Annotated in this window: 17 protein-coding genes; 4 read left to right on the top strand and 13 right to left on the bottom strand. The window is 52.6% G+C overall.

Annotation, left to right across the window (positions count from 1 at the left end; translation table 11 throughout):
- Positions 1 to 23: 23 nt before the first annotated feature.
- The 9 genes from lpxK to ACIPDS_RS00755 form a co-directional block, all read right to left on the bottom strand.
- Positions 24 to 1004 (bottom strand): tetraacyldisaccharide 4'-kinase, encoded by a 981-nt coding sequence (gene lpxK / locus ACIPDS_RS00795; RefSeq protein WP_400731967.1) that lies wholly within the window; start codon positions 1002 to 1004, stop codon positions 24 to 26.
- On the bottom strand, positions 1001 to 2749 hold the full coding sequence (gene msbA / locus ACIPDS_RS00790) for a lipid A ABC transporter ATP-binding protein/permease MsbA (RefSeq protein ID WP_400731966.1): 1749 nt from the start codon (positions 2747 to 2749) through the stop codon (positions 1001 to 1003). Before msbA ends, lpxK begins: the two co-directional genes overlap by 4 nt.
- A 36-nt stretch (positions 2750 to 2785) precedes the next feature.
- On the bottom strand, positions 2786 to 5047 hold the full coding sequence (locus ACIPDS_RS00785; RefSeq protein WP_400731964.1) for a ComEC family protein: 2262 nt from the start codon (positions 5045 to 5047) through the stop codon (positions 2786 to 2788).
- A gap of 218 nt (positions 5048 to 5265) precedes the next feature.
- Positions 5266 to 5550 carry an integration host factor subunit beta gene (ihfB, locus tag ACIPDS_RS00780; protein ID WP_062777559.1) on the bottom strand — a complete coding sequence of 95 codons (285 nt, stop codon included), beginning with the start codon at positions 5548 to 5550 and terminating at the stop codon, positions 5266 to 5268.
- Between the two features lie 151 nt (positions 5551 to 5701).
- Positions 5702 to 7375, bottom strand: coding sequence for a 30S ribosomal protein S1 (gene rpsA / locus ACIPDS_RS00775; RefSeq protein ID WP_166514400.1), 1674 nt, complete (start codon positions 7373 to 7375; stop codon positions 5702 to 5704).
- A 115-nt stretch (positions 7376 to 7490) separates the two neighbouring features.
- Positions 7491 to 8174 (bottom strand): (d)CMP kinase, encoded by a 684-nt coding sequence (gene cmk, locus ACIPDS_RS00770; RefSeq protein WP_166514401.1) that lies wholly within the window; start codon positions 8172 to 8174, stop codon positions 7491 to 7493.
- 180 nt (positions 8175 to 8354) lie between these two features.
- Positions 8355 to 9638 carry a 3-phosphoshikimate 1-carboxyvinyltransferase gene (gene aroA, locus ACIPDS_RS00765; RefSeq protein WP_400731963.1) on the bottom strand — a complete coding sequence of 428 codons (1284 nt, stop codon included), beginning with the start codon at positions 9636 to 9638 and terminating at the stop codon, positions 8355 to 8357.
- A 72-nt stretch (positions 9639 to 9710) separates the two neighbouring features.
- Entirely contained in the window at positions 9711 to 10799 is a 1089-nt protein-coding gene (serC, locus tag ACIPDS_RS00760) for a 3-phosphoserine/phosphohydroxythreonine transaminase (protein ID WP_166514403.1), read from the bottom strand.
- 162 nt (positions 10800 to 10961) lie between these two features.
- Positions 10962 to 11654, bottom strand: coding sequence for a DUF421 domain-containing protein (locus ACIPDS_RS00755; RefSeq protein ID WP_400731962.1), 693 nt, complete (start codon positions 11652 to 11654; stop codon positions 10962 to 10964).
- Positions 11655 to 11781: 127 nt separating this feature from the next.
- Between ACIPDS_RS00755 and ycaO the strand changes: the two genes are divergently transcribed.
- From ycaO to pflA, 4 genes are all read left to right on the top strand, one after another.
- Positions 11782 to 13542, top strand: coding sequence for a 30S ribosomal protein S12 methylthiotransferase accessory factor YcaO (ycaO, locus tag ACIPDS_RS00750; RefSeq protein WP_400731961.1), 1761 nt, complete (start codon positions 11782 to 11784; stop codon positions 13540 to 13542).
- Between the two features lie 403 nt (positions 13543 to 13945).
- A complete protein-coding gene (focA, locus tag ACIPDS_RS00745) occupies positions 13946 to 14803 on the top strand; it encodes a formate transporter FocA (protein ID WP_166514406.1) in 858 nt (285 codons plus the stop codon).
- Between the two features lie 55 nt (positions 14804 to 14858).
- Positions 14859 to 17141 carry a formate C-acetyltransferase gene (gene pflB / locus ACIPDS_RS00740; protein WP_400731960.1) on the top strand — a complete coding sequence of 761 codons (2283 nt, stop codon included), beginning with the start codon at positions 14859 to 14861 and terminating at the stop codon, positions 17139 to 17141.
- Between the two features lie 205 nt (positions 17142 to 17346).
- A complete protein-coding gene (pflA, locus tag ACIPDS_RS00735; protein WP_166514408.1) occupies positions 17347 to 18087 on the top strand; it encodes a pyruvate formate lyase 1-activating protein in 741 nt (246 codons plus the stop codon).
- Between the two features lie 90 nt (positions 18088 to 18177).
- Here pflA and ACIPDS_RS00730 read toward each other — a convergent pair whose 3' ends face one another.
- From ACIPDS_RS00730 to ACIPDS_RS00715, 4 genes are all read right to left on the bottom strand, one after another.
- Positions 18178 to 19596 carry an amino acid permease gene (locus tag ACIPDS_RS00730; protein WP_400731958.1) on the bottom strand — a complete coding sequence of 473 codons (1419 nt, stop codon included), beginning with the start codon at positions 19594 to 19596 and terminating at the stop codon, positions 18178 to 18180.
- A gap of 189 nt (positions 19597 to 19785) precedes the next feature.
- The gene (locus ACIPDS_RS00725; RefSeq protein WP_400731957.1) at positions 19786 to 20937 is read right to left on the bottom strand and encodes an MFS transporter; all 1152 of its coding nucleotides are present in this window, start codon (positions 20935 to 20937) and stop codon (positions 19786 to 19788) included.
- Between the two features lie 261 nt (positions 20938 to 21198).
- Entirely contained in the window at positions 21199 to 22062 is an 864-nt protein-coding gene (locus tag ACIPDS_RS00720; protein ID WP_400731955.1) for a dimethyl sulfoxide reductase anchor subunit family protein, read from the bottom strand.
- A gap of 1 nt (position 22063) precedes the next feature.
- Entirely contained in the window at positions 22064 to 22681 is a 618-nt protein-coding gene (locus ACIPDS_RS00715) for a DMSO/selenate family reductase complex B subunit (protein WP_400731954.1), read from the bottom strand.
- Positions 22682 to 22691: the final 10 nt, after the last annotated feature.

Below are 22691 nucleotides of genomic sequence, written 5' to 3'. Positions count from 1 at the left end.
CCCCCAGTTATCGCCGACGCCCGTTAGCGCCGTGCGAGGGTTATCAATTCCTGTAACAGGGTCTGAGCACGGTCGCCGGTGAGCACGGCGTCGACCGGCAGATACCACCAGTTATCCTGCGCAAAGTGGCGGCATTTCACCGCGTCTTTTTCCGTCATGATTAAGGTTTGGCCCGGCTCAACCACCGATTCAACATCCGCCTGAGTCAGCGCCTGATGATCGGCCAGCGCAACCGTACGCACCGGCTGCAGGCCATTATCATTAAGCGTGGCAAAAAAGCGTGGAGGATGACCAATTCCCGCCATCGCCACCACGTTTTGCAACGCACTGAGAGGTCGGCGTTCGCCGGTGAGCAGGTTTACCGCATCCCCCGGACGCAGGGTCATCGGAATTTCTCCCGCCTGTGCCTGGCCGCCGTTAACGATTCGGGCGTCTACCGTCTTTAGACGTGATGCCCGCTCGCGCATTGGGCCCGCCGGTAACCACCAGCCGTTGCCGAAACGGCGAACGCCGTCGATAACCACAATCTCTTTATCGCGCGCCAGCCGATAATGCTGGAGGCCATCATCCGTGACGATAATCTGCACATCATGCGCCGCCAGTAGCGCCTTTACGGCATCGACCCGCACGGGCGACACCGCAACGGGAGCACCGGTGCGCTGGAAAATCAGTACCGGTTCATCACCCGCTTGCGCCGTGGTGGTGTCCTTGTTCAGCAACAGCGGATAGCGTTCTGCTTTTCCGCCGTAACCGCGAGACACCACGCCGACACGAATGCCTTGTTGCTGCAACTGTTCAACAAGCCAGATAACCACCGGCGTTTTGCCATTGCCACCCGCCGTCAGATTTCCGACAACGACGACCGGACAAGGCGCTCGCCAGGTTTTTTTAATCCCGAGCTGATAGCACAGTCGGATGCTGCTGCTCACCAGGCCATAAAGCCAGGAAAGCGGCAGTAATAGCCGCCACAGCGGCGATTCGCCCGACCAGATTTTCGCAATCATTCGCCAAACTGCATTTTATGCAACTGCGCGTACACGCCACGATGTTCCAGCAGTTTCTGGTGATTACCACGCTCAACGATAACACCGTCCTCAACGACGATAATTTCATCGGCCTGTTCAATGGTGGAGAGACGGTGCGCAATCACCAGCGATGTGCGGTTTTTCTGCAACTCATCGAGTGCCGACTGAATCGCACGTTCTGATTCAGTATCCAGCGCCGAGGTGGCCTCATCGAGGATCAGTATCGGGCTGTTACGAAGCAGGGCTCGCGCAATGGCGATACGCTGACGTTGCCCACCGGAGAGCAGCACGCCATTTTCACCAATGATGGTATCGAGGCCGTTATCCATTTTGTTGATAAAGTCCATCGCGTAAGCCATACGTGCGGCTTCTTCAATCTGTTCGCGGCTGAACTCTTCGGTGCGCGCATACGCAATGTTATTGGCAACCGTGTCGTTGAACAGGTGGACGTTCTGTGAGACCAGAGCAACCTGATTACGCAGCGAGGAAAGCTTATACTCACGCAGGTCGTGACCGTCGAGTAAAATTTCGCCTTGATCGATATCGTAGAAACGCGTTAACAGGCTGGCGATGGTCGATTTGCCCGATCCTGAACGCCCCACCAATGCAACGGTTTTGCCTTCAGGGATCGTCAGGTTGATATCGCGCAGCGCCGGGATTTCACGGCCTGGGTAGGTAAAGGTGACGTTACGGAATTCAACCGTCCCCTTCGCACGTTCAACCTCGAGTTTACCTTCGTCTTTTTCCTGCTCACTGTCGAGAATGGAGAACAGCGTCTGGCACGCCGCCATCCCACGCTGGAACTGGGCGTTGACGTTAGTTAACGATTTCAGCGGGCGCATCAGCGCAATCATTGAGGAGAAGACCACGGTGATAGTACCGGCTGTCAGCGTTTCCATCACGCTTGGGAAGCTTGCCGCATACAGCACAAAGGCCAGCGCCAGTGAGGCAATCAGCTGGATGATAGGGTCAGAGATAGATGATGCGGAGACCAGTTTCATCCCCTGCAAACGCATCTTGTTGCTGACTTTATCAAAGCGCTGAGTTTCAACACCCTGACCACCGAACATCAGCACTTCTTTATGCCCTTTAAGCATCTGCTCGGCGCTGGTGGTGACCTGCCCCATGGTGTTCTGCATGTTTTTACTGATGCTACGGAAGCGCTTGGAGACCACGCGAATCGCTATCGACACGATAGGTGCCAGAACGATAAGAATGACCGACAGCTGCCAGCTATAGTAAAACATCATGATAAACAGGCCGATTATCGACGCACCTTCACGCACTACGGTAATCAGTGCGCTGGAGGAAGAGGAGGCAACCTGTTCTGAATCATAGGTAATGCGTGACAGCAGCGTCCCGGTGGACTGCTTGTCAAAGAAAGAAACCGGCATGCCCATCATATGGCTAAACAGCCGACGGCGGATGGTCATCACCACTTTGCCGGAAACCCAGGAAATACAGTAGCTAGAGACATAGCTTGTAATACCACGGAGGATCATCAAGCCAATAACGACCAGCGGCATCCACAGCAGCACTGAGCGATCTGTTTTACCAAAACCATCATCCAGTAATGGTTTAAGAAGCGATAACATGAAGGTATCGCTGGCTGCGTTGACAATTAACGCAATAGCCGCCACGATCAACCCGGCTTTAAACGGCGCGATAGTCGGCCAGAGTCGGCGGAAGGTCTGCCACGTGGAGAGATCTTTGTCGTTCTGCATTCAAAAAACCAGCTTATGTTGAAATAGCCGCATATTCTACCCGTTATCGCGAGTCTCGCCAAACCACTGATGATACCAACGAGGTAAAAGTTGATCTCGTAGGCTCTCAACCTTCCAGCCTTTGGCGTTAAAAGTGACGGTAATTTGCCCCTGATGTGGGGTATCAAACCAGGCATATTGGCGTTGGCGATAACGTGCTTTTACGCTAGTGGAAGGCAGTCGCCACGCGTTATAGCGGGATGCGGAAGCCAGGGCAGCCATGCCACCCACCCGTTGCAGTAATGCCATGCCCGACGATGTCGAACTACCATGGTGTGGAACCTGAATAATTGTAGACGCAAATGGCCGCCAGAAATGGCTAATCATGGACATTTCTGCCGCTAATTCAACATCTCCTGTGAGCAGAATGCTATTTTTACCATCATCAATCCTCACCACGCAGGATCCATTATTCCCTTTTTGCACTTTGCCAGGCAGCGGCCAGAGTGCGCGGAAAGTCAGCCCCTGCCACCGCCATGTTTCCCCACGCAGACAAGGCTTATGCCCCGCCCACCCCAACGGGCTTTTCACCCAGGCGTGCGGCCAGGTCTGCTGTATGGCGTGCAGTCCGCCACGGTGATCCAGATGTTCGTGGCTGAGGATAATGCCCTCGGGCGTCAGCCCATGCCATCGCAGCCAGGGAATAATCAGCTGATCGCCGCTGTTGCCCTCAGGCCATGCCAGGCCCGTATCATAGAGTATCGCGCTATCCCCTTTCGAGATAACCATCGCCAGCCCCTGCCCGACATCCAGCATCGTCACCTGCCATTGATCGGCAGGCGTTTTCCGCCACAGGGGAAAAGCCAGCAGTGTGCATAGTGGTATCCATAGCGCTGAAAATTGCCACCCGCCACGCAGACGCCAGAGCACAACGACCAACCAGGGAACCAGCGATATTCCCAGCCATGCCCCGTCGATACCCAACCAGCCCGCCGGCAGTAAACGCAAGTATGCAAAGACCAGCGCCAGCACGCGGTCCGCGCCGTACCACACCACCATCTCAACGGCGGCAGGCGCGCAGAGATGGAGAAACATCGCCAATAAAATCATTGGCACGGCGATAAACGTAATCACCGGCACGGCAACAATGTTGGCCAGCAATGACGTCAGGCTTATGCCATGAAACAGCCAGATTTGCAGGGGGGCCAGCAAGAGCATCAGCCCAATCTGCAAATGAATTAGGCTTACCAGCGGCCGCAGTCGACGTGAAAAATAACCTTCCGGTAGCGGCACCCATTGATACCAGAATATCAGCGTGCCGACGGCAAAGGCTGATAGCCATAAGCTATCCGAAAGTACCGTCAACGGATCGACAAACACAATGGTTGCCAGACAACACAACCACACTTCCCAGCCCGTCCACTGTCGGCCGCTCAAACGAAGCGAATACCAGATACCCGCAGCAACCACGGTACGCAACGCGGGAGGCTGCATGCCTGTCAGCATGGCGTAGGCCATCGCACATACCCACCCCACCAGCAGCGGATGCCGCCAGCTTATAAACCTGGCGGGGAGAAAAAACTGGATCCCACGAATCAGCAACCATCCTAGTGAAGCGCCCAGCGCAATATGAAGCCCGGATATCGCCATCAGGTGCGAGGTGCCCGTCTGCTGCATCAACGTTTTGATATCCTGTGATATCGCTAAGCGCTCCCCCATCCCCAGTCCCAGCATCACATCGCGCCAGGGTAAACTCCCCACGGTGTCTCTTAACGAATTTAAAAAGCGCGCCCGGAGGCTACAGGTTGTATCCAGCGGTTCGGCGGCGATAATGCGCCCCGTCAGCGCGCGATGCTGCGAGAGCGCATAACGCTGCGAGTCAAATCCACCGTCATTTAGCTGACCATGTACGGCTCTCGCGCTTACCGTCATACGCCAGCGCTGCCCTGCACAGGGAGGAGACGGTAGATAGTTCCCGTACAAAACCATCACCGCCCCCGGGAATAGACGTTGTCCTTCCAGATGGGTAATGGTGCCTTGATGCGTGGTTTGCCCATCGGTCTGCGTCAGCAGCATTTCAATATGGCGATTCTTTCCCGGTAAGAGTTCAGCAGGTAGTTTCACCTGCCAGGCAGCCAGCACCGCCCAGCAGAACATGAGCCCTGTCAGGCTGATAATTCGCGCAACTTTGCCACAAGCAGCCAGCAAAATGAGCGCAATCACGGCGCACTTTATGGACGTGAGTGAGGGTAATTCCGGCAATATGCTTAATGGAAGAATGCCGAGCAAAACGCTGCAGGCGAGCTGTGGAAGACGCATTAAAACCTCCTTGTTGCAGGAAGTGTCGCGCCAAATACCATTTGTGTCGTGAAGATAAAATGGACGTTACGCGGCGGGTTCCACAGAAGTTTATGGTGGCGGTAAGAGTTACAGTTGAAATGCGAGGCGGGTTCCAGAGGTGCAGGGTTTGCAGAAACGAAAAAAGCACCCGAAGGTGCTTTTTTCTCAATCAAGTTGGCCGCCGGAGCGACAGTAACTCAATCGTAAATATTGGCGCGGTCGCGCAGTTCTTTGCCTGGTTTAAAGTGCGGCACGTATTTGCCTTCCAGTTCCACTTTGTCGCCAGTCTTCGGGTTACGCCCGGTACGTGGTGCTCTGTAGTGCAGAGAGAAGCTGCCGAAACCGCGGATTTCAATGCGCTCGCCTTCAGCAAGAGTCGTAGCCATATGCTCCAACATCTCTTTTACCGCATCTTCCACTGCCTTAGCAGGGATATGGGATTGCTGGCTGGCAAGTCTTTCAATCAATTCTGACTTGGTCATGATTCCTCCGGTTTCCTTTAAGGAAAATTAGCTAACAGCTTATTAAACAAGGGCGGCCATAGCCGCCCTTTGTGCTAGATTACAGGCCGAAACCTGTAATCTGTCAAGTAAACTCATCACAATTCAGATTGTTAAGCCTGAATGGATAAAATTACTCGCCTTTAGCTGCTTTGAATGCTTCAGCCATCGCGTTAGAGAAGTTGCCTTCTTCCTGTTTGTTGTTAACAGTCGCGATTGCATCTTTCTCGTCAGCTTCGTCTTTCGCACGAACAGACAGGCTGATTGCGCGGTTTTTACGATCAACACCGGTGAATTTAGCTTCAACGTCGTCGCCAACGCTCAGAACCAGAGTTGCATCTTCAACGCGGTCACGTGATGCTTCAGAAGCACGCAGGTAACCTTCAACGCCGTCAGCCAGCTCTACGGTTGCGCCTTTAGCGTCAACTGCAGTCACTTTACCGTTAACGATAGCGCCTTTCTTGTTCAGAGCAACCCAGTTGTTGAACGGATCTTCTGCGAGCTGTTTAACGCCCAGGGAGATACGTTCACGTTCTGCGTCAACCTGCAGAACAACTGCTGCGATTTCGTCGCCTTTTTTGTATTCACGAACTGCTTCTTCACCTGTAGCGTTCCAGGAGATGTCAGACAGGTGAACCAGGCCGTCGATGCCGCCGTCCAGGCCGATGAAGATACCGAAGTCAGTGATAGACTTGATTTTACCTTCAACACGGTCGCCCTTGTTGTGGGTTTCTGCGAACAGCTGCCATGGGTTAGATTTGCACTGCTTCAGACCCAGGGAGATACGACGACGTTCTTCGTCGATATCCAGAACCATAACTTCCACTACATCACCAACGTTAACAACTTTGGATGGGTGGATGTTTTTGTTGGTCCAATCCATTTCGGAAACGTGAACCAGGCCTTCAACGCCTTCTTCGATTTCAACGAAGCAGCCGTAGTCGGTCAGGTTGGTCACGCGACCAGTCAGTTTGGTACCTTCTGGATAACGCTTAGCGATAGCTACCCATGGATCTTCGCCCAGCTGTTTCAGGCCGAGGGATACACGAGTACGTTCGCGATCGAACTTCAGCACTTTAACAGTGATTTCGTCGCCAACGTTTACGATTTCGCTTGGATGCTTAACGCGTTTCCATGCCATATCAGTGATGTGCAGCAGGCCGTCAACGCCGCCCAGATCAACGAATGCACCGTAGTCAGTGAGGTTCTTAACGATACCTTTAACTTCCATGCCTTCCTGCAGGTTTTCCAGCAGCTGATCGCGCTCTGCGCTGTTTTCGGATTCGATCACGGCACGACGAGAAACAACAACGTTGTTACGCTTCTGGTCCAGCTTGATTACTTTGAACTCAAGCTCTTTGCCTTCCAGGTGCAGAGTATCACGCACTGGACGAACGTCTACCAGAGAACCTGGCAGGAACGCACGAATACCGTTCAGCTCAACAGTGAAGCCACCTTTAACTTTGCCGTTGATAACACCAACTACAGTTTCAGCTTCTTCGTAAGCTTTTTCCAGCGTGATCCAAGCTTCGTGACGTTTAGCTTTCTCACGGGACAGCAGAGTTTCACCGAAGCCGTCTTCTACTGCATCCAGTGCAACGTCAACTTCGTCACCAACCTGGATTTCCAGCTCGCCCTGGGCGTTTTTGAACTGCTCTGCCGGAATGGCAGACTCAGATTTCAGACCGGCGTCAACCAGTACGATATCTTTGTCGATAGCAACAACAACACCACGAACGATGGAACCCGGACGGGTTTCGATAGTTTTTAAAGATTCTTCAAATAGTTGAGCAAAAGATTCAGTCATGTTTAATCTTCAGGTTTCATATTTAACGTCCACCTGGCTCCATGCCGGATGGGGTTGTTTAACATACCCGCTGTCAATCCATTGCAACGGGGGTACTACAAAATTCGGTCGCGTTTTACGCGAGTGCCAGCTTCTGGCGCGCATAGTCTAACGCTTTTTCAATAACTTGCTCAATGCTTAAGGTGGTGGAATCCAACACTAAAGCATCGGCGGCAGGAACCAGTGGCGCAACAGCACGATTACGATCGCGGTCGTCACGCTCCTTTATCTCTGCCAAAAGGCGCTCAAAGTTAACACTAAAGCCCTTTTCCTGCAACTGTAGCATGCGGCGGTTGGCACGTTCTTCCGATGACGCATCAAGGAAGATTTTTACCGGCGCATCCGGGAACACCACCGTACCCATATCACGGCCATCGGCAATCAGGCCTGGCAGCTCACGGAAGCCACGCTGGCGGCGCAACAGCGCTTCGCGAACGCGTGGGAATGCAGCAACCTGCGATGCCGCGTTCGCGACATCCTGGGTGCGAATTTCACCGCTCACATCTTCCCCTTCAAGGATGACTTCCAGCGCCCCACCGTTTGAGACAAAACGGACATCCAGGTGCGTGGCAAGCGGGACTAATGCATCTTCTAAGGTCACGTCAACATGATGATGCAGTGCGGCTAATGCCAGCACACGATAAATCGCACCCGAATCCAGTAAGTGCCACTGTAGTGCTTCAGCCATGGCTTTACACAGTGTGCCTTTACCCGCGCCACTTGGGCCGTCAATGGTAATTACCGGGGCAATTGCCGTCATCTCTATCTCCTTAATAAAAGGCATAATCAACGTAAACGCCGCGCATTATACGCATCTCTGCGCCAGACAGTTACCTTTGTATGCAAATTCCAGAATTGACCGTAAAAAAACAGGAGAATAGATAAGTATAGTGGGCTGGTGGGAGACCAGCCCGAAAAGTATTACCTTTAACGACTAACCTCAGGCAAGGGTACTGATTCGCGCCAGCTGTTCAAAATAGTCCGGGAAGGTTTTCGCCGTACATTTTGGGTCAAGGATCGTCACAGGCGTGTCAGACAGCGCCACCAGCGAGAAACACATCGCCATACGGTGATCGTTATAGGTGCCTATCTCTGCGAAATTAAGTTCAGTAGGCGGGGTCACGCGAATGTAGTCTTCGCCTTCTTCGACTTCAGCGCCCACTTTACGTAATTCAGTTGCCATCGCAAACAGACGGTCAGTCTCTTTCACCCGCCAGTTGTAGATATTGCGCAGCGTCGTCGTGCCTTTAGCGAACAACGCCGCGGTGGCGATAGTCATTGCCGCGTCAGGAATATGGTTCATGTCCATATCAATGGCGTTTAGCTCACCGCGAGTACAGGCAATAAAGTCGTCACCCCAGGTGATGGTTGCGCCCATTTTTTCCAGCACATCAGCAAAACGAATATCCCCCTGCACGCTATGGCGACCAATACCCGTTACCTTCACGGTACCGCCTTTAATCGCGCCGGCTGCAAGGAAATACGAAGCGGAGGAAGCATCGCCTTCAACCAGGTAGTGTCCTGGGGAGACATACTGTTGATTACCGCGCACGATGAAACGCTGGTAATTCTGGTTTTCAACGTCCACACCGAAGGTTTTCATCAGGTGCAGGGTTATATCAATATACGGCTTTGAGACCAGATCGCCTTTAATGGTAATGGCGGTATCCTGTGGGGCCAGCGGTGCCGTCATCAGCAGCGCGGTGAGAAACTGGCTCGATACGCTACCATCAACATCAATCTTTCCGCCGTTAAAACCGCCTTTCAGGCGAAGCGGCGGGTAGTTTTCCTGCTCAAGATAGTCAATCTGCGCGCCACCCTGACGCAAAGAATCAACCAGATGACCAATGGGACGCTCTTTCATCCGTGGTTCACCGGTCAGCACAATATTGTTCTGCCCCAGGCACAGCGCCGCTGCCAGCGGCCGCATGGCCGTGCCCGCATTGCCCAAAAACAGCTCCAGTTCACCAGAGGACTGCATCGGCCCCGCATTGCCGGTCACTTCACAGCGGGTGCGGTCAGCGGACAAGGTATAGTGAATTCCCAGAGCCTTCAGCGCATTGAGCATGTGGCGAACATCGTCACTATCCAGCAAGTTTGTCAGAACGGTTGTGCCGCGAGCCAATGCTGCTAACAACAGTGCGCGGTTCGACACGCTTTTAGAACCGGGCAGATTAATGGTGCCATCAACACGCGCGATAGGTTGTAACGTCAGGGATTCCATGAAACTCAACTCTCAAAAACAGAAGTAAAAACCCCACGGCGCAACCGTGGGGATGAAATAGAAAAATCCAGATTAACCGTGGCGGCGTTCGAATGCTTTCATAAAGTCTGTCAGCGCCTGTACGCCTTCCAGCGGCATGGCGTTGTAGATTGAGGCACGCATACCACCCACAACGCGGTGGCCCTTCAGCGCATGCAGGCCTGCGGCAAACGACTCTTCGAGGAACAACTTATCCAGCGCGCTATCCGCTAGCTGGAACGGCACGTTCATACGGGAGCGGTTGGCGGTCGCCACATCGTTACGATAGAAATCACTACCATCGATGGTGCTATACAGAAGATCGGCCTTCTGCTGATTAATTCTTTCCATGGCTTCAACGCCACCCTGCTCTTTGAGCCATTTGAACACCAGACCAGACAGGTACCAGGCGAAGGTCGGTGGGGTATTGAACATGGAGTCGTTATCGTTTAACACGGTGTAATCGAGAATGGACGGGCAAGCCACATGCGCTTTGCCCAGCAGGTCTTCACGAACAATGACCAGCGTTAAGCCCGCAGGCCCAATGTTTTTCTGAGCACCGGCATAGATAACACCGTAGCGGCTAACATCAATAGGACGTGACAGGATAGAAGAGGAGAAGTCAGCGGCCACAATGACGTCTTTACCAAAGTCTGGCGTCTCTTCAATGGCAATACCATCGATAGTTTCATTCGGGCAGTAGTGTACGTACGCCGCGTTGTCAGTGAGCTGCCATTCGCGCATCGGTTTTACCGCGCGCTTGCCGTCTACGGTAACTTTGGCATCAATGATATTCGGGGTGCAGTATTTTTTCGCTTCTTTGACCGCACTGGCAGCCCAGTAGCCCGCATCAACGTAATCTGCGGTCGTTTTTTCACCCAGGATATTGAGCGGAACACCGGCAAACTGCCCGCGACCGCCACCATGACAAAACAGCACTTTGTAGTTGGAAGGGATTTTGAGCAGGTCACGGAAATCCTTCTCTGCTTCTTCCGCCACCTGAATAAATTCTTTACCACGGTGGCTGACTTCCATTACCGACGTTCCTAAGCCATTCCAGTCGCAAAGTTCTGTCTGCGCCAGTTTAAGAACATCTGCCGGTAACATTGCCGGACCTGAACTGAAATTAAACACCTGAGCCATTTTCCCTCACCACGCTAAAAGCTATAAGTAATACCTGTGGATATCGGTTTTATCATTCAGTGACACGCGCCGCAATGTCTAAAACTTTCCACCGACGAATTGTGCACCGCATCACACAAAAGATTGTTCCATCTGGACGCCGTAAAACCGACAAAATTGCTGTCAGGCGTTGCGTTTAACCCGGCTGGCTTTACTCCACTCTGGATTCGCACAGCGAGGACATAATTGGCGCTCGCCCGCTTGCATAGTGATAACGTTGCTACAGCGGACACAGGCATATTCACCCGGCTCGGGCACCACTTTGTATCGGGTGATCAGTTTGTTTGGCAGAATGCACAAGCCCGGCTTAACGTCATCATCATGGTAATAGAACACGCTTATCTCGCCGTTGGTTTCCATCACGGCGAGCCGAACTTGTCCTAGCTGTTCCACGCTGCTAAGACGCAGTTCCATAAAGAAGTCCAGCTCGGTCATGTTGGCCTGGCGCACGTTGTCCCACGCTAACTGTCCGTCCTCGACAATGACTACCGCTTTACCTTCCAGTAGATCCTGCACCGTTTCACTTTTTCCCATCACCCACATAATTAAACGGTAAAGCAAGGCCAGGGAGACAAAAACCACCAGTACGGGCACCATCGGCACATCATCATAAAATGCCACGTCACCCGCCGCTGAACCGAGCGTCAAAATGATCAGCACTTCAAAAAGCGACATCTGTCGAACGCCACGCCGCCCGGTCATTTTGAGGAATAAGAACACCAGCACAAAGGTATAGAGACTTCTCAGCGCCACTTCAGCTAAAAACTCAGGAGGAACTTTATCAAATGCCATCCGTTGGATATCAAATACTTTCATTCTTCTATGCCTTAACAAAAGGTTATTTTCTATAAGCATAGACCTGTCTTTTATTTTCGCCGGAGATAGCACCCGTCACACAAAACCCGTATCATTGCGCGCTTTCCGTACGACTAAAGAGATTGCTATGACCCAGACCTATATTCCCGGCAAAGACGCCGCGCTGGAAGATTCCATCGCGCGCTTCCAGCAAAAGCTGCTCGACCTCGGTTTCGATATTGAAGAAGCCTCGTGGTTGAACCCTGTTCCTAACGTCTGGTCAGTGCATATTCGTGATAAAGCCTGTTCTTTATGCTTTACCAACGGTAAAGGTGCTACCAAAAAAGCAGCGCTGGCGTCAGCGCTGGGTGAGTACTTTGAACGTCTCTCAACCAACTATTTCTTTGCCGATTTCTGGCTGGGCGATGAAATCGCCAACGGCCCATTCGTGCACTACCCGAATGAAAAATGGTTCCCGCTGACCGAAGACGACGAAGTGCCGGAAGGTCTGCTCGACGCCCGTCTGCGCGCTTTTTATGATCCAGACGATCAGCTTAGCGCCAGCATGCTGGTCGATCTGCAATCCGGTAACGACGATCGCGGCGTATGCGGCCTGCCGTTTACCCGTCAATCCGATGGCGAAACCGTCTATATCCCGATGAACATCGTCGCGAACCTGTACGTGTCCAACGGCATGTCAGCCGGTAACACCCGCAATGAGGCGCGCGTTCAGGGTCTGTCAGAGGTCTTTGAGCGTTACGTGAAAAACCGCATTATTGCCGAAAGCATCAGCCTGCCGGAAATTCCAGCCGATGTGCTGGCGCGCTACCCGGGCGTGGTTGAGTCAATCGCAAAACTGGAAGCTGAAGGTTTCCCAATCTTTGCTTACGACGGTTCTCTGGGCGGTAAATACCCGGTTATCTGCGTGGTACTGTTCAACCCAGCAAACGGAACCTGCTTTGCGTCCTTTGGCGCGCACCCAGATTTCGGCGTCGCGCTGGAGCGTACGGTGACCGAGCTGCTGCAGGGCCGCGGCCTGAAAGATCTCGACGTGTTTACTCCCCCCACCTTCGATGACGAAGAAGTGGCTGAACACACCAACCTGGAAACCCACTTTATCGATTCCAGCGGTTCTATCTCCTGGGATCTGTTCAAGCAGGATGCGGACTATCCGTTTGTGGACTGGAGCTTCTCCGGTACCACCGAAGAAGAGTTCGCAACCCTGATGGCTATCTTCAAAGAAGAAGATAAAGAAGTGTACATCGCCGACTATGAGCACCTGAGCGTTTACGCCTGCCGCATCATCGTCCCTGGCATGTCCGACATTTATCCAGCAGAAGATCTGTGGCTGGCTAACAACAACATGGGTAGCCACCTGCGCGACACCATTCTCTCCTTGCCGGGCAGCGAGTGGGAAAAAGAAGAGTATCTGAATCTGATTGAACAGATTGACGATGAAGGTCTGGACGACTTCACCCGTGTCCGTGAACTGCTGGGTCTGGCGACGGGTTCCGATAACGGCTGGTACACGCTGCGTATCGGTGAGCTGAAAGCCATGCTGGCATTGGCCGGCGGTGACCTGGAACAGGCGCTGATCTGGACCGAGTGGACGATGGAATTCAACGCCTCGGTCTTTAGCCCGGAACGGGCAAACTACTACCGCTGCCTGCAGACTCTGCTGCTCTTGTCTCAGGAAGAAGATCGCCAGCCGCTTCAGTATCTGAATGCCTTCGTGCGCATGTATGGCGTAGATGCGGTAGAAGCTGCCAGCGCAGCCCTCAGCGGTGAAGAAGCCTTCTATGGTCTGCAACCTTCGGATGGCACGCTTGCCGCTTTCCCTGCACATCAGTCGCTGTTACAGGCATACGAAAAACTGCAGCGGGCAAAAGCCGCATTCTGGGCAAAATAAGTTAAAGCCTTATAAAGAGTAGGCTTAACGTAGACTCTACGCTATATTACGGGGCCAATTGCTGGCCCCGTTTTTATTTCCACGCTTCGCTTAACTGCGGTGTGAAAATAAAGTTAAAGATAAGTAAACACGATTATTGGTAGCTTACTTTTATTGTTAATTTACTTGATCATTACTCCATTTTAATTAACCAGTAAAATTAAGGGTAAAGAAAATATTCAACTGAATTTGCAAATCTTAAAATTTATTTTTATCATCAAAATCAATAAATTACCCTGCTTTAGTTGAAAAACCATCCACTTTGCAGGCCTATAAGCCAGGCGAGATATGATCTACATCAATTTCTCATCTATAATGCTTTGTTAGTATCTCATCGCCGATTAAATAAAAAGAGAGAGTTAGTGTGAAAGCTGACAACCCTTTTGATCTACTTCTCCCTGCTGCAATGGCTAAAGTTGCCGAAGAAGCAGGTGTCTATAAAGCAACTAAGCATCCGCTGAAAACCTTTTATCTGGCGATCACTGCGGGCGTTTTCATCTCGATTGCTTTTGTATTTTATATTACAGCAACCACGGGTACAGCTGGCATGCCGTTTGGCATCGCAAAACTGATTGGTGGTATCTGCTTCTCACTAGGCCTCATTCTTTGCGTTATTTGTGGCGCTGACCTCTTCACCTCAACCGTGCTCATCGTCGTGGCAAAAGCCAGCGGTCGTATCACCTGGGGTCAATTGGCAAAAAACTGGCTTAACGTCTATGTGGGTAACCTGATTGGCTGCCTGATCTTCGTACTGCTCATGTGGCTGTCCGGGGAATACATGACGGCCAACGGCGGATGGGGGCTCAACGTCCTGCAAACTGCCGACCACAAAATGCATCACACATTTATCGAAGCCGTCGCTCTCGGCATCCTGGCGAACCTGATGGTCTGCCTGGCAGTCTGGATGAGCTACTCTGGCCGCAGCCTGATGGACAAAGCCATGATTATGGTTCTGCCGGTTGCTATGTTCGTTGCCAGCGGTTTTGAGCACAGTATCGCAAACATGTTTATGATCCCTATGGGTATCGTAATACGCGATTTTGCTAGCCCGGAATTCTGGACCGCTGTCGGTTCTTCTCCGGAGAATTTCTCACACCTGACCGTGATGCATTTCATCACCGATAACCTGATTCCTGTCACTATCGGGAACATCATCGGCGGCGGTTTGCTGGTTGGGTTGACATACTGGGTCATTTACCTGCGTGGCGGTGACCGTCATTAATTTGATGGTTGCTCCAGGCAGTAAATAAAAGTCCACTTAAGAAGGTAGGTGTTACATGTCCGAACTTAATGAAAAGTTAGCCGCAGCCTGGGAAGGTTTTACCAAAGGTGATTGGCAGAATGAAGTAAACTTACGTGACTTCATCCAGAAAAACTACACTCCGTACGAGGGTGACGAGTCCTTCCTGGCTGGCGCTACTGAAGCGACCACCAAGCTGTGGGACAGCGTAATGGAAGGCGTTAAACTGGAAAACCGCACCCACGCGCCAGTTGACTTTGACACCGCCGTTGCTTCAACTATCACTTCCCACGACGCTGGCTACATCAACAAGTCGCTGGAAAAAATCGTTGGTCTGCAGACTGAAGCCCCACTGAAACGTGCTCTTATCCCGTTCGGCGGCATCAAAATGATCGAAGGTTCCTGCAAAGCGTATAATCGCGAACTGGACCCAATGATCAAAAAAATCTTCACCGAATACCGCAAAACCCACAACCAGGGCGTATTCGATGTTTACACCAAAGACATTCTGAACTGCCGTAAATCTGGCGTTCTGACTGGTCTGCCAGATGCTTACGGCCGTGGTCGTATCATCGGTGACTACCGTCGCATCGCGGTGTACGGTATCGACTTCCTGATGAAAGACAAATACGCACAGTTCGTGTCTCTGCAGTCTGACCTCGAAAATGGCGTAAACCTGGAAGCGACTATCCGTCTGCGTGAAGAAATCTCTGAACAGCACCGTGCGCTGGGTCAGATCAAAGAGATGGCTGCTAAATACGGCTACGACATCTCTGGTCCGGCTACCAACGCTCAGGAAGCTATTCAGTGGACTTACTTCGGCTACCTGGCTGCGGTTAAATCTCAGAACGGCGCGGCAATGTCCTTCGGTCGTACTTCCAGCTTCCTGGATATCTACATCGAACGTGACCTGAAAGCAGGTAAAATCACCGAGCAAGACGCTCAGGAAATGATTGACCACCTGGTCATGAAACTGCGTATGGTTCGCTTCCTGCGTACCCCTGAGTATGATGAACTGTTCTCCGGTGACCCAATCTGGGCGACTGAATCTATCGCAGGTATGGGCGTTGATGGCCGTACCCTGGTTACCAAAAACAGCTTCCGTTTCCTGAACACCCTGTACACCATGGGTCCTTCTCCAGAGCCGAACATCACCGTTCTGTGGTCTGAGAAACTGCCACTGGCGTTCAAAAAATATGCTGCTAAAGTCTCCATCGATACCTCTTCTCTGCAGTACGAGAACGATGATCTGATGCGTCCTGACTTTAACAACGATGACTACGCTATCGCTTGCTGCGTAAGCCCAATGATCGTTGGTAAGCAAATGCAGTTCTTCGGTGCTCGTGCAAACCTGGCGAAAACCATGCTGTACGCAATCAACGGCGGCGTTGATGAAAAACTGAAAATGCAGGTTGGTCCTAAGTCTGAACCAATGAAAGGCGACGTACTGAACTATGACGAAGTCATTGATCGTATGGACCACTTCATGGATTGGCTGGCTAAACAGTACGTCACCGCACTGAACGTCATCCACTACATGCACGACAAGTACAGCTACGAAGCTTCTCTGATGGCGCTGCACGACCGTGACGTTATCCGCACCATGGCGTGTGGTATCGCAGGTCTGTCCGTTGCTGCTGACTCCCTGTCTGCAATCAAATATGCGAAAGTTAAACCAATTCGTGACGAAGATGGTCTGGCTATCGACTTCGAAATCGAAGGCGAATACCCGCAGTTTGGTAACAACGACCCTCGCGTCGATGACATGGCAGTTGACCTGGTAGAACGTTTCATGAAGAAAATTCAGAAACTGACTACTTACCGTAACGCTATCCCGACTCAGTCTGTTCTGACCATCACCTCTAACGTGGTTTATGGTAAGAAAACCGGTAACACCCCAGACGGTCGTCGTGCTGGCGCGCCATTCGGCCCAGGTGCTAACCCAATGCACGGTCGTGACCAGAAAGGTGCTGTAGCCTCTCTGACCTCCGTTGCTAAACTGCCGTTTGCTTACGCTAAAGATGGTATTTCTTACACCTTCTCTATCGTTCCAAACGCTCTGGGTAAAGACGACGATGTTCGTAAAACCAACCTGGCAGGCCTGATGGATGGTTACTTCCACCACGAAGCGTCTGTTGAAGGTGGTCAACACCTGAACGTTAACGTTATGAACCGCGAAATGCTGCTCGACGCGATGGAAAACCCTGAGAAATATCCTCAGCTGACCATCCGTGTATCTGGCTACGCAGTACGTTTTAACTCCCTGACTAAAGAACAGCAGCAGGACGTTATCACTCGTACCTTCACTCAATCTATCTAATAGATTTGACTGAAATCGCGATTAAAAACGCGTAACATAAAGGCTCCACTTCGGTGGGGCCTTTCTTATAACCGACTCACGCTGAGTGGATTTTGCTTGCTGACTTCTATACTGAAGTTAACAAGCAAAATAAACTCGACGCGGCTTTATAACCGTGCTCGCAAACCTGGCTGTAAAGCCGGGAAGAACTGGAGATAACACCGCAATGTCCGTAATTGGTCGTATTCACTCCTTTGAGTCCTGTGGCACCGTTGATGGCCCAGGCATCCGCTTTATTACCTTCTTCCAGGGCTGCCTGATGCGCTGCCTGTACTGCCACAACCGCGATACGTGGGATACCCATGGCGGTAAAGAGATCACCGTTGAAGAGCTGATGAAAGAGGTGGTGACCTATCGCCACTTTATGAACGCATCCGGCGGTGGCGTAACGGCGTCTGGCGGCGAAGCTATCCTGCAAGCTGAGTTCGTTCGCGACTGGTTCCGCGCTTGCCACAAAGAAGGCATTCATACCTGTCTTGATACTAACGGTTTCGTTCGTCGCTACGATCCGGTGATTGATGAACTGCTGGAAGTCACCGATCTGGTCATGCTCGACCTTAAGCAGATGAACGATGAAATTCACCAGAATCTGGTCGGTGTGTCTAACCACCGTACGCTGGAATTTGCGCAGTATCTGTCGAAGAAAGACGTGAAGGTGTGGATCCGTTACGTGGTGGTTCCGGGCTGGTCTGATGATGATGATTCAGCGCACCGTCTGGGGGAATTTACCCGGGACATGGGCAACGTTGAGAAAATCGAACTGCTGCCGTACCACGAGCTGGGCAAACACAAGTGGGTCGCCATGGGTGAAGAGTACAAGCTCGACGGCGTTAAGCCGCCGAAGAAAGAGACCATGGAGCGCGTAAAAGGCATCCTCGAGCAGTACGGTCATAAGGTGATGTACTAAGCTCACCTGCCCTTCCCGGCGTCACTTCGTTCGGCCGGGCTACTTTCGTGCATATTTGTAGCCCGGCCGAGCGAAGCGACGCCGGGGAACTCAGCGCCGACGTGCCAGCAGCGGGAAAATTAACCCCAGCCCTATCAGCACAAACGGCATCGCCACGTTCAATGACAGCTGGAAGATCCACTCCGGGGTAAACGTCGCCATTTTCGGGAAGATCCCGGTGAGACAGGCAAAGGCGGTAAACAGGAAACACCATACGCCCACCGTCATCGCCAGCTTCCGATTACGAATAAACACATACTCCGAGTGATATTTTTGCCCTAACCGAATCACCGCAATAAACGCCACAAACACCCACAGGTAGCGCAGCGGCATCACCACCGAATTGAGGTTCAACAACCACTTATACAGGTTGTTCATATCCCCAATCCCTAACGTGGGAAGCATGATGAGCAGCGCCACCAGCACCAGCGTCAGCAGATAACCGTTTACCGGCGTGCCGGAGGCATTGGTACGGCAGAGTTTTTCGGGAATGTAACGGCTGTCAGCATCACTCAGCAGCACCTTCAGCGGCGCATCAATCGAGAACACCAGCGCGGCAATCTGCCCCAGGGTATTGGCAATCGCATAAACCACCATCAGGGCGTTGCCCATACCGTAGTACTCGCCCAGTTTCTGGAAAGCATAATACTGCCCGTTGGCCATCAGATCGTCTGGAATATTGTTGGAGTCAAACATCATCCCCATCGCAAGCGATCCCAGAATGGCGCATACCGCCACCATCACAGCGAGGAATATCATTCCCCGCGGGAATTCTTTACCGGGATTACGCGTATTGTTGACGTATGGGGAGATTTTTTCCGCGCCGCCGACGGCAAACACCAGCATTGAAATCGTGGTGATGTAGGTGAAATCGAAGTGCGGAATAAACGTGCGCCAGGTGATATTGGTCGTGGCAATTTTGACTTCTGTAATAGCGGGAGCCGTCACGGCCATCACCACATAAAGCAGCGACATCACAAACATCGCAATCCCGGCAATTGAGCCGACCAGCTTCAGTGATTTCATCCCGCGGGAAGCCACCCACATAAAGAAGATAAACAGCACCAGCGTAAAGCCCTGCAGCGCCACCACGCCATATTCGGTGATAAGGGAACCATTTCCCTTGAGCGCCCATCCCAAGGCAATCAAAATCGCCTGTGGCTTTTGTGCCAGATAGGGAATATGCACCACCCAATAGGTCCAGGCGGCCAGGTATGCCAGCCCTGGCCCCATGGTATTTTTAATCCACGTGCTTACCCCGCCCTTGCCATCCTTGAAGGTCGAGCCAAGCTGACCAACAATCAGGGCATAAGGGGTAAAATAAAGAGCGAAGATAAAAAGCCATGAGAAAACAACCACCAGCCCCTGGTTGGCATAGTTGTTGACGACGTTACCAAAACCCCAAACCGTAATAAACGACATCAGCGCGATGTTGTACCATCGCAACTGTTTTTGTTGATCGCTTGCCATAAATTCCGTTCCTTGAATGTTATTTTCGCGAATGCGTTATTTTTTTCGACGGATGATTATGCGAGCACCGGACAAGAAAAGGTAATGTGGCAGTGCAAAATTCCAACATCTCGCACATTTAATCGGGTTTATGGTATTGCAGAGGGAATGGCTGGCGCGCTGGAGTGAAAGCAACGCGCCGGGGGAGAATCAGGCATGAGCCACAGGAGTTGGATGATGTCCTGCTTTGCGCAGCAGCATCATGAGATAAATGAACGACACGCCGGCAATCATAATAAACAGCAGATTATCGGAGTAGTTCTGCATTAGCATCGCGGTGAGCATTGGCCCAACCAGACTGCCGATGGTATAGGAGAGCAGCAGCGCCTGGTTCATGGCCACAAGCTGATGATGTTCGACTTTTTCACAAGCCCAGGCCATCGCCACCGGATAAAGCGTGAAGCCCGCTGCGCCCAGGATAAATAGCGATGGTGCCATCATGGCCTGGTTCAGCATCCCCATACAGCCGATGATCACCACAAATACCTGTACGCGCAGCACCAGCAAACGACCATAGCGATCCGCCAGGCGACCAATCGGCCACTGCCCTAAAATACCGGCGCTCACCATCACTGCCATCCAGAATCCAATGCCCGAGTCGCTCACTCCGCGGTGGTTCAGATACAGCGGCATCAGGCCATATAGCGATCCCAGGACAATACCCGAGATAATACAGCCGTTCACACCCAAGCGCGCCTGGCGCAGTTTGAACATTGGCCATACGCGCGTGGTACCACTTTCAGCCTCGCTCTGCTGGTTCAGAATACGGGTGAAGAGCAGCGGTAGGATCCCTGCCAGCACAACGCCTGTCATCAGCGGCAGGATGGTCGCCATATCGGTTGGCAGCTTACTGACAATCAATTGCCCCAGCACGGTGCCGATATAGTACATCATCATGTAGGCCGCCAGCAGACGCCCACGGTTGTGCGTGGTTCCGCTGCACATCAGCGCGCTTTCCACGACCACCCAAATCATCGCACAGCCAACACCGGCAACAAAACGCCAGAACATCCAGCTCCAGAAGCCCACCATCAGGCCCAGCCCAACGCAGCCCGCGGCAAAAATCAGCGAGGCGATGTAATAGCTGTTGTTGAATCCCAGACGCTTGATAAGGCGTCCAGTCAGCATTGTGCCCACCAGGTTACCGGTGAAATAGGACGAGCTGACCACTCCCACCTGCCAGGTTGGCAGATTTTCATGAGCGAGCCAGAGCGGGACGAGCGTGTTTAATACCGCGATCGCCAGCGTCAATAAGAGTAAGCCACAGAGCAACAACAACACCGGGCGAGTATAGGTGGACATGGGTATCAGACCGTGAGGATAGACAGATTTCGAGCGCATCATGCCACCGCAAAAAACATTGTCAATCCACCGAATTTTCACCCTAAGACGCTTTATGGCCGAACGATTGATGTTTCTTATTCAGCGCATCGCTACAAAAGCATCATAGAAATTTATTTGATTGTTTTTATTGAGAAAGGGAATAAATATGCCGGCAGGGTTCAGTTGAAAAAATTCATGGACAAAAAGTGCCAGGGCATAGCTGCCCCGGCACTTTTTCGCTTAGCTCGCCACCGCCATGCCGACGGTCATGTGCAGACCGTAGAACACGCCGCGGCCAATCAGCTCACCCGCCAGCACCAGCACGAACGCCAGGCTCAGCAGCGGCAGCGCAGGCTGATAGCCTTTAAGCTGCGGCACCACCCAGCACACCAGCGCCAGCGCAATGGCCGCCACGCGCCATGCCATCAGTGAACCATAGTCCGGCACCAGCGCGGACGCCTGCTGAATTGAACTGTGAATCGCGGCCAGTTCAACGCCCTGCATCAGGGCCACCACCACGCTCACCGCCAGCGCCGCCAGGCTCACTACCGGCAGCAGACGCAGCGCCCAGCCTTCCACTCGCGCCCAGCTCAGCAGCAGATAACCTAGCAGAGGCCCGCCGATAAACAGCGTCAGGAAGAACGAGAGCGGCGTCCAGACCGTGTACCAGGTCGGCACGGTGTCGATGGTGTTATACACGCGCACCATCATCCACACGAAGACCACGCCCAGCACCGCCGTCACCACCAGCCACAGGCTGCGTAACGCACAGGAGAGCTTGTTCGTCACCGCCAGCAGCCAGCCAATCCCGCCCACGGCAAAGAAGATTGAGCCGCTGGCAATTTCGTTACTCAGCGACGAAGCGCCAATACGGTTAAGCGAGTTAAAGGCGCGCATCGGTGAGCCTAAGTGCAGAATGGAGGCGATAAAGCCAATGCCCATCAGCACCCACAGCGCAAACATGCTTACCACCACCCGCTGCTGCTGCTCACGCGACAGCTGCCCTTTCATCAGCGCCAGTGCCAGAACGATAAATCCTCCGGCCACACACTGCCCTAAGACCGTGAAAATCATCAGCGGCCATTCATGCCATCCACTTCCCATCTCACACCTCCTTCGGGTTGGCCAGATAACCAGTGGTATCGCCGCACGGACGTGCATTGGCGTTTGGTTTAATCACAATGCTCGGTTTGGTGAAATGCGCAGACGGCAGTGGCGCTACCGCCGCCAGCATCCCGTGCTTTTTACGCAGCTCTTCAATCGGGCCAAAGTCCAGCGCGCGCAGCGGGCAGGATTCCACACAGATCGGTTTCTTGCCGTCCGCTACGCGCTCATGGCAGCCGTCGCACTTGGTCATATGACCTTTTGCTTCGTTGTACTGCGGCGCGCCGTAAGGGCAGGCCATATGGCAATAGCGGCAGCCGATACACACGTCTTCGTTTACCACCACAAAACCGTCTTCGCGTTTGTGCATCGCGCCGCTCGGACAGACCTTGGTACAGGCCGGATCTTCGCAGTGGTTACAGGCAATCGACAGGTAGTAGGCAAAGACGTTCTGGTTCCAGACGCCGTTATCTTCCTGCCAGTCGCCGCCCGCGTATTCGTAGATACGACGGAAGCTGACGTCCGGGGTTAAGTTCTTGTAATCTTTACAGGCCAGTTCACAGGTTTTGCAACCGGTGCAACGCGCCGAGTCAATAAAAAAGCCATATTGCGTGGTCATCAGTTACTCC

This window comes from Kluyvera sp. NPDC087067, assembly GCF_044745165.1.
Lineage (GTDB): Bacteria > Pseudomonadota > Gammaproteobacteria > Enterobacterales > Enterobacteriaceae > Kluyvera.
This window is presented reverse-complemented; position numbering and strand designations above follow the sequence as displayed.

Bases quoted from the DNA above. Each gene is read 5' to 3' on its own strand.
- lpxK (WP_400731967.1), bottom strand. From the start codon at position 1,004: ATGATTGCGAAAATCTGGTCGGGCGAATCGCCGCTGTGGCGGCTATTA.
- msbA (WP_400731966.1), bottom strand. From the start codon at position 2,749: ATGCAGAACGACAAAGATCTCTCCACGTGGCAGACCTTCCGCCGACTC.
- ACIPDS_RS00785 (WP_400731964.1), bottom strand. From the start codon at position 5,047: ATGCGTCTTCCACAGCTCGCCTGCAGCGTTTTGCTCGGCATTCTTCCA.
- ihfB (WP_062777559.1), bottom strand. From the start codon at position 5,550: ATGACCAAGTCAGAATTGATTGAAAGACTTGCCAGCCAGCAATCCCAT.
- rpsA (WP_166514400.1), bottom strand. From the start codon at position 7,375: ATGACTGAATCTTTTGCTCAACTATTTGAAGAATCTTTAAAAACTATC.
- cmk (WP_166514401.1), bottom strand. From the start codon at position 8,174: ATGACGGCAATTGCCCCGGTAATTACCATTGACGGCCCAAGTGGCGCG.
- aroA (WP_400731963.1), bottom strand. From the start codon at position 9,638: ATGGAATCCCTGACGTTACAACCTATCGCGCGTGTTGATGGCACCATT.
- serC (WP_166514403.1), bottom strand. From the start codon at position 10,799: ATGGCTCAGGTGTTTAATTTCAGTTCAGGTCCGGCAATGTTACCGGCA.
- ACIPDS_RS00755 (WP_400731962.1), bottom strand. From the start codon at position 11,654: ATGAAAGTATTTGATATCCAACGGATGGCATTTGATAAAGTTCCTCCT.
- ycaO (WP_400731961.1), top strand. From the start codon at position 11,782: ATGACCCAGACCTATATTCCCGGCAAAGACGCCGCGCTGGAAGATTCC.
- pflB (WP_400731960.1), top strand. From the start codon at position 14,859: ATGTCCGAACTTAATGAAAAGTTAGCCGCAGCCTGGGAAGGTTTTACC.
- pflA (WP_166514408.1), top strand. From the start codon at position 17,347: ATGTCCGTAATTGGTCGTATTCACTCCTTTGAGTCCTGTGGCACCGTT.
- ACIPDS_RS00730 (WP_400731958.1), bottom strand. From the start codon at position 19,596: ATGGCAAGCGATCAACAAAAACAGTTGCGATGGTACAACATCGCGCTG.
- ACIPDS_RS00725 (WP_400731957.1), bottom strand. From the start codon at position 20,937: ATGTCCACCTATACTCGCCCGGTGTTGTTGTTGCTCTGTGGCTTACTC.
- ACIPDS_RS00720 (WP_400731955.1), bottom strand. From the start codon at position 22,062: ATGGGAAGTGGATGGCATGAATGGCCGCTGATGATTTTCACGGTCTTA.
- ACIPDS_RS00715 (WP_400731954.1), bottom strand. From the start codon at position 22,681: ATGACCACGCAATATGGCTTTTTTATTGACTCGGCGCGTTGCACCGGT.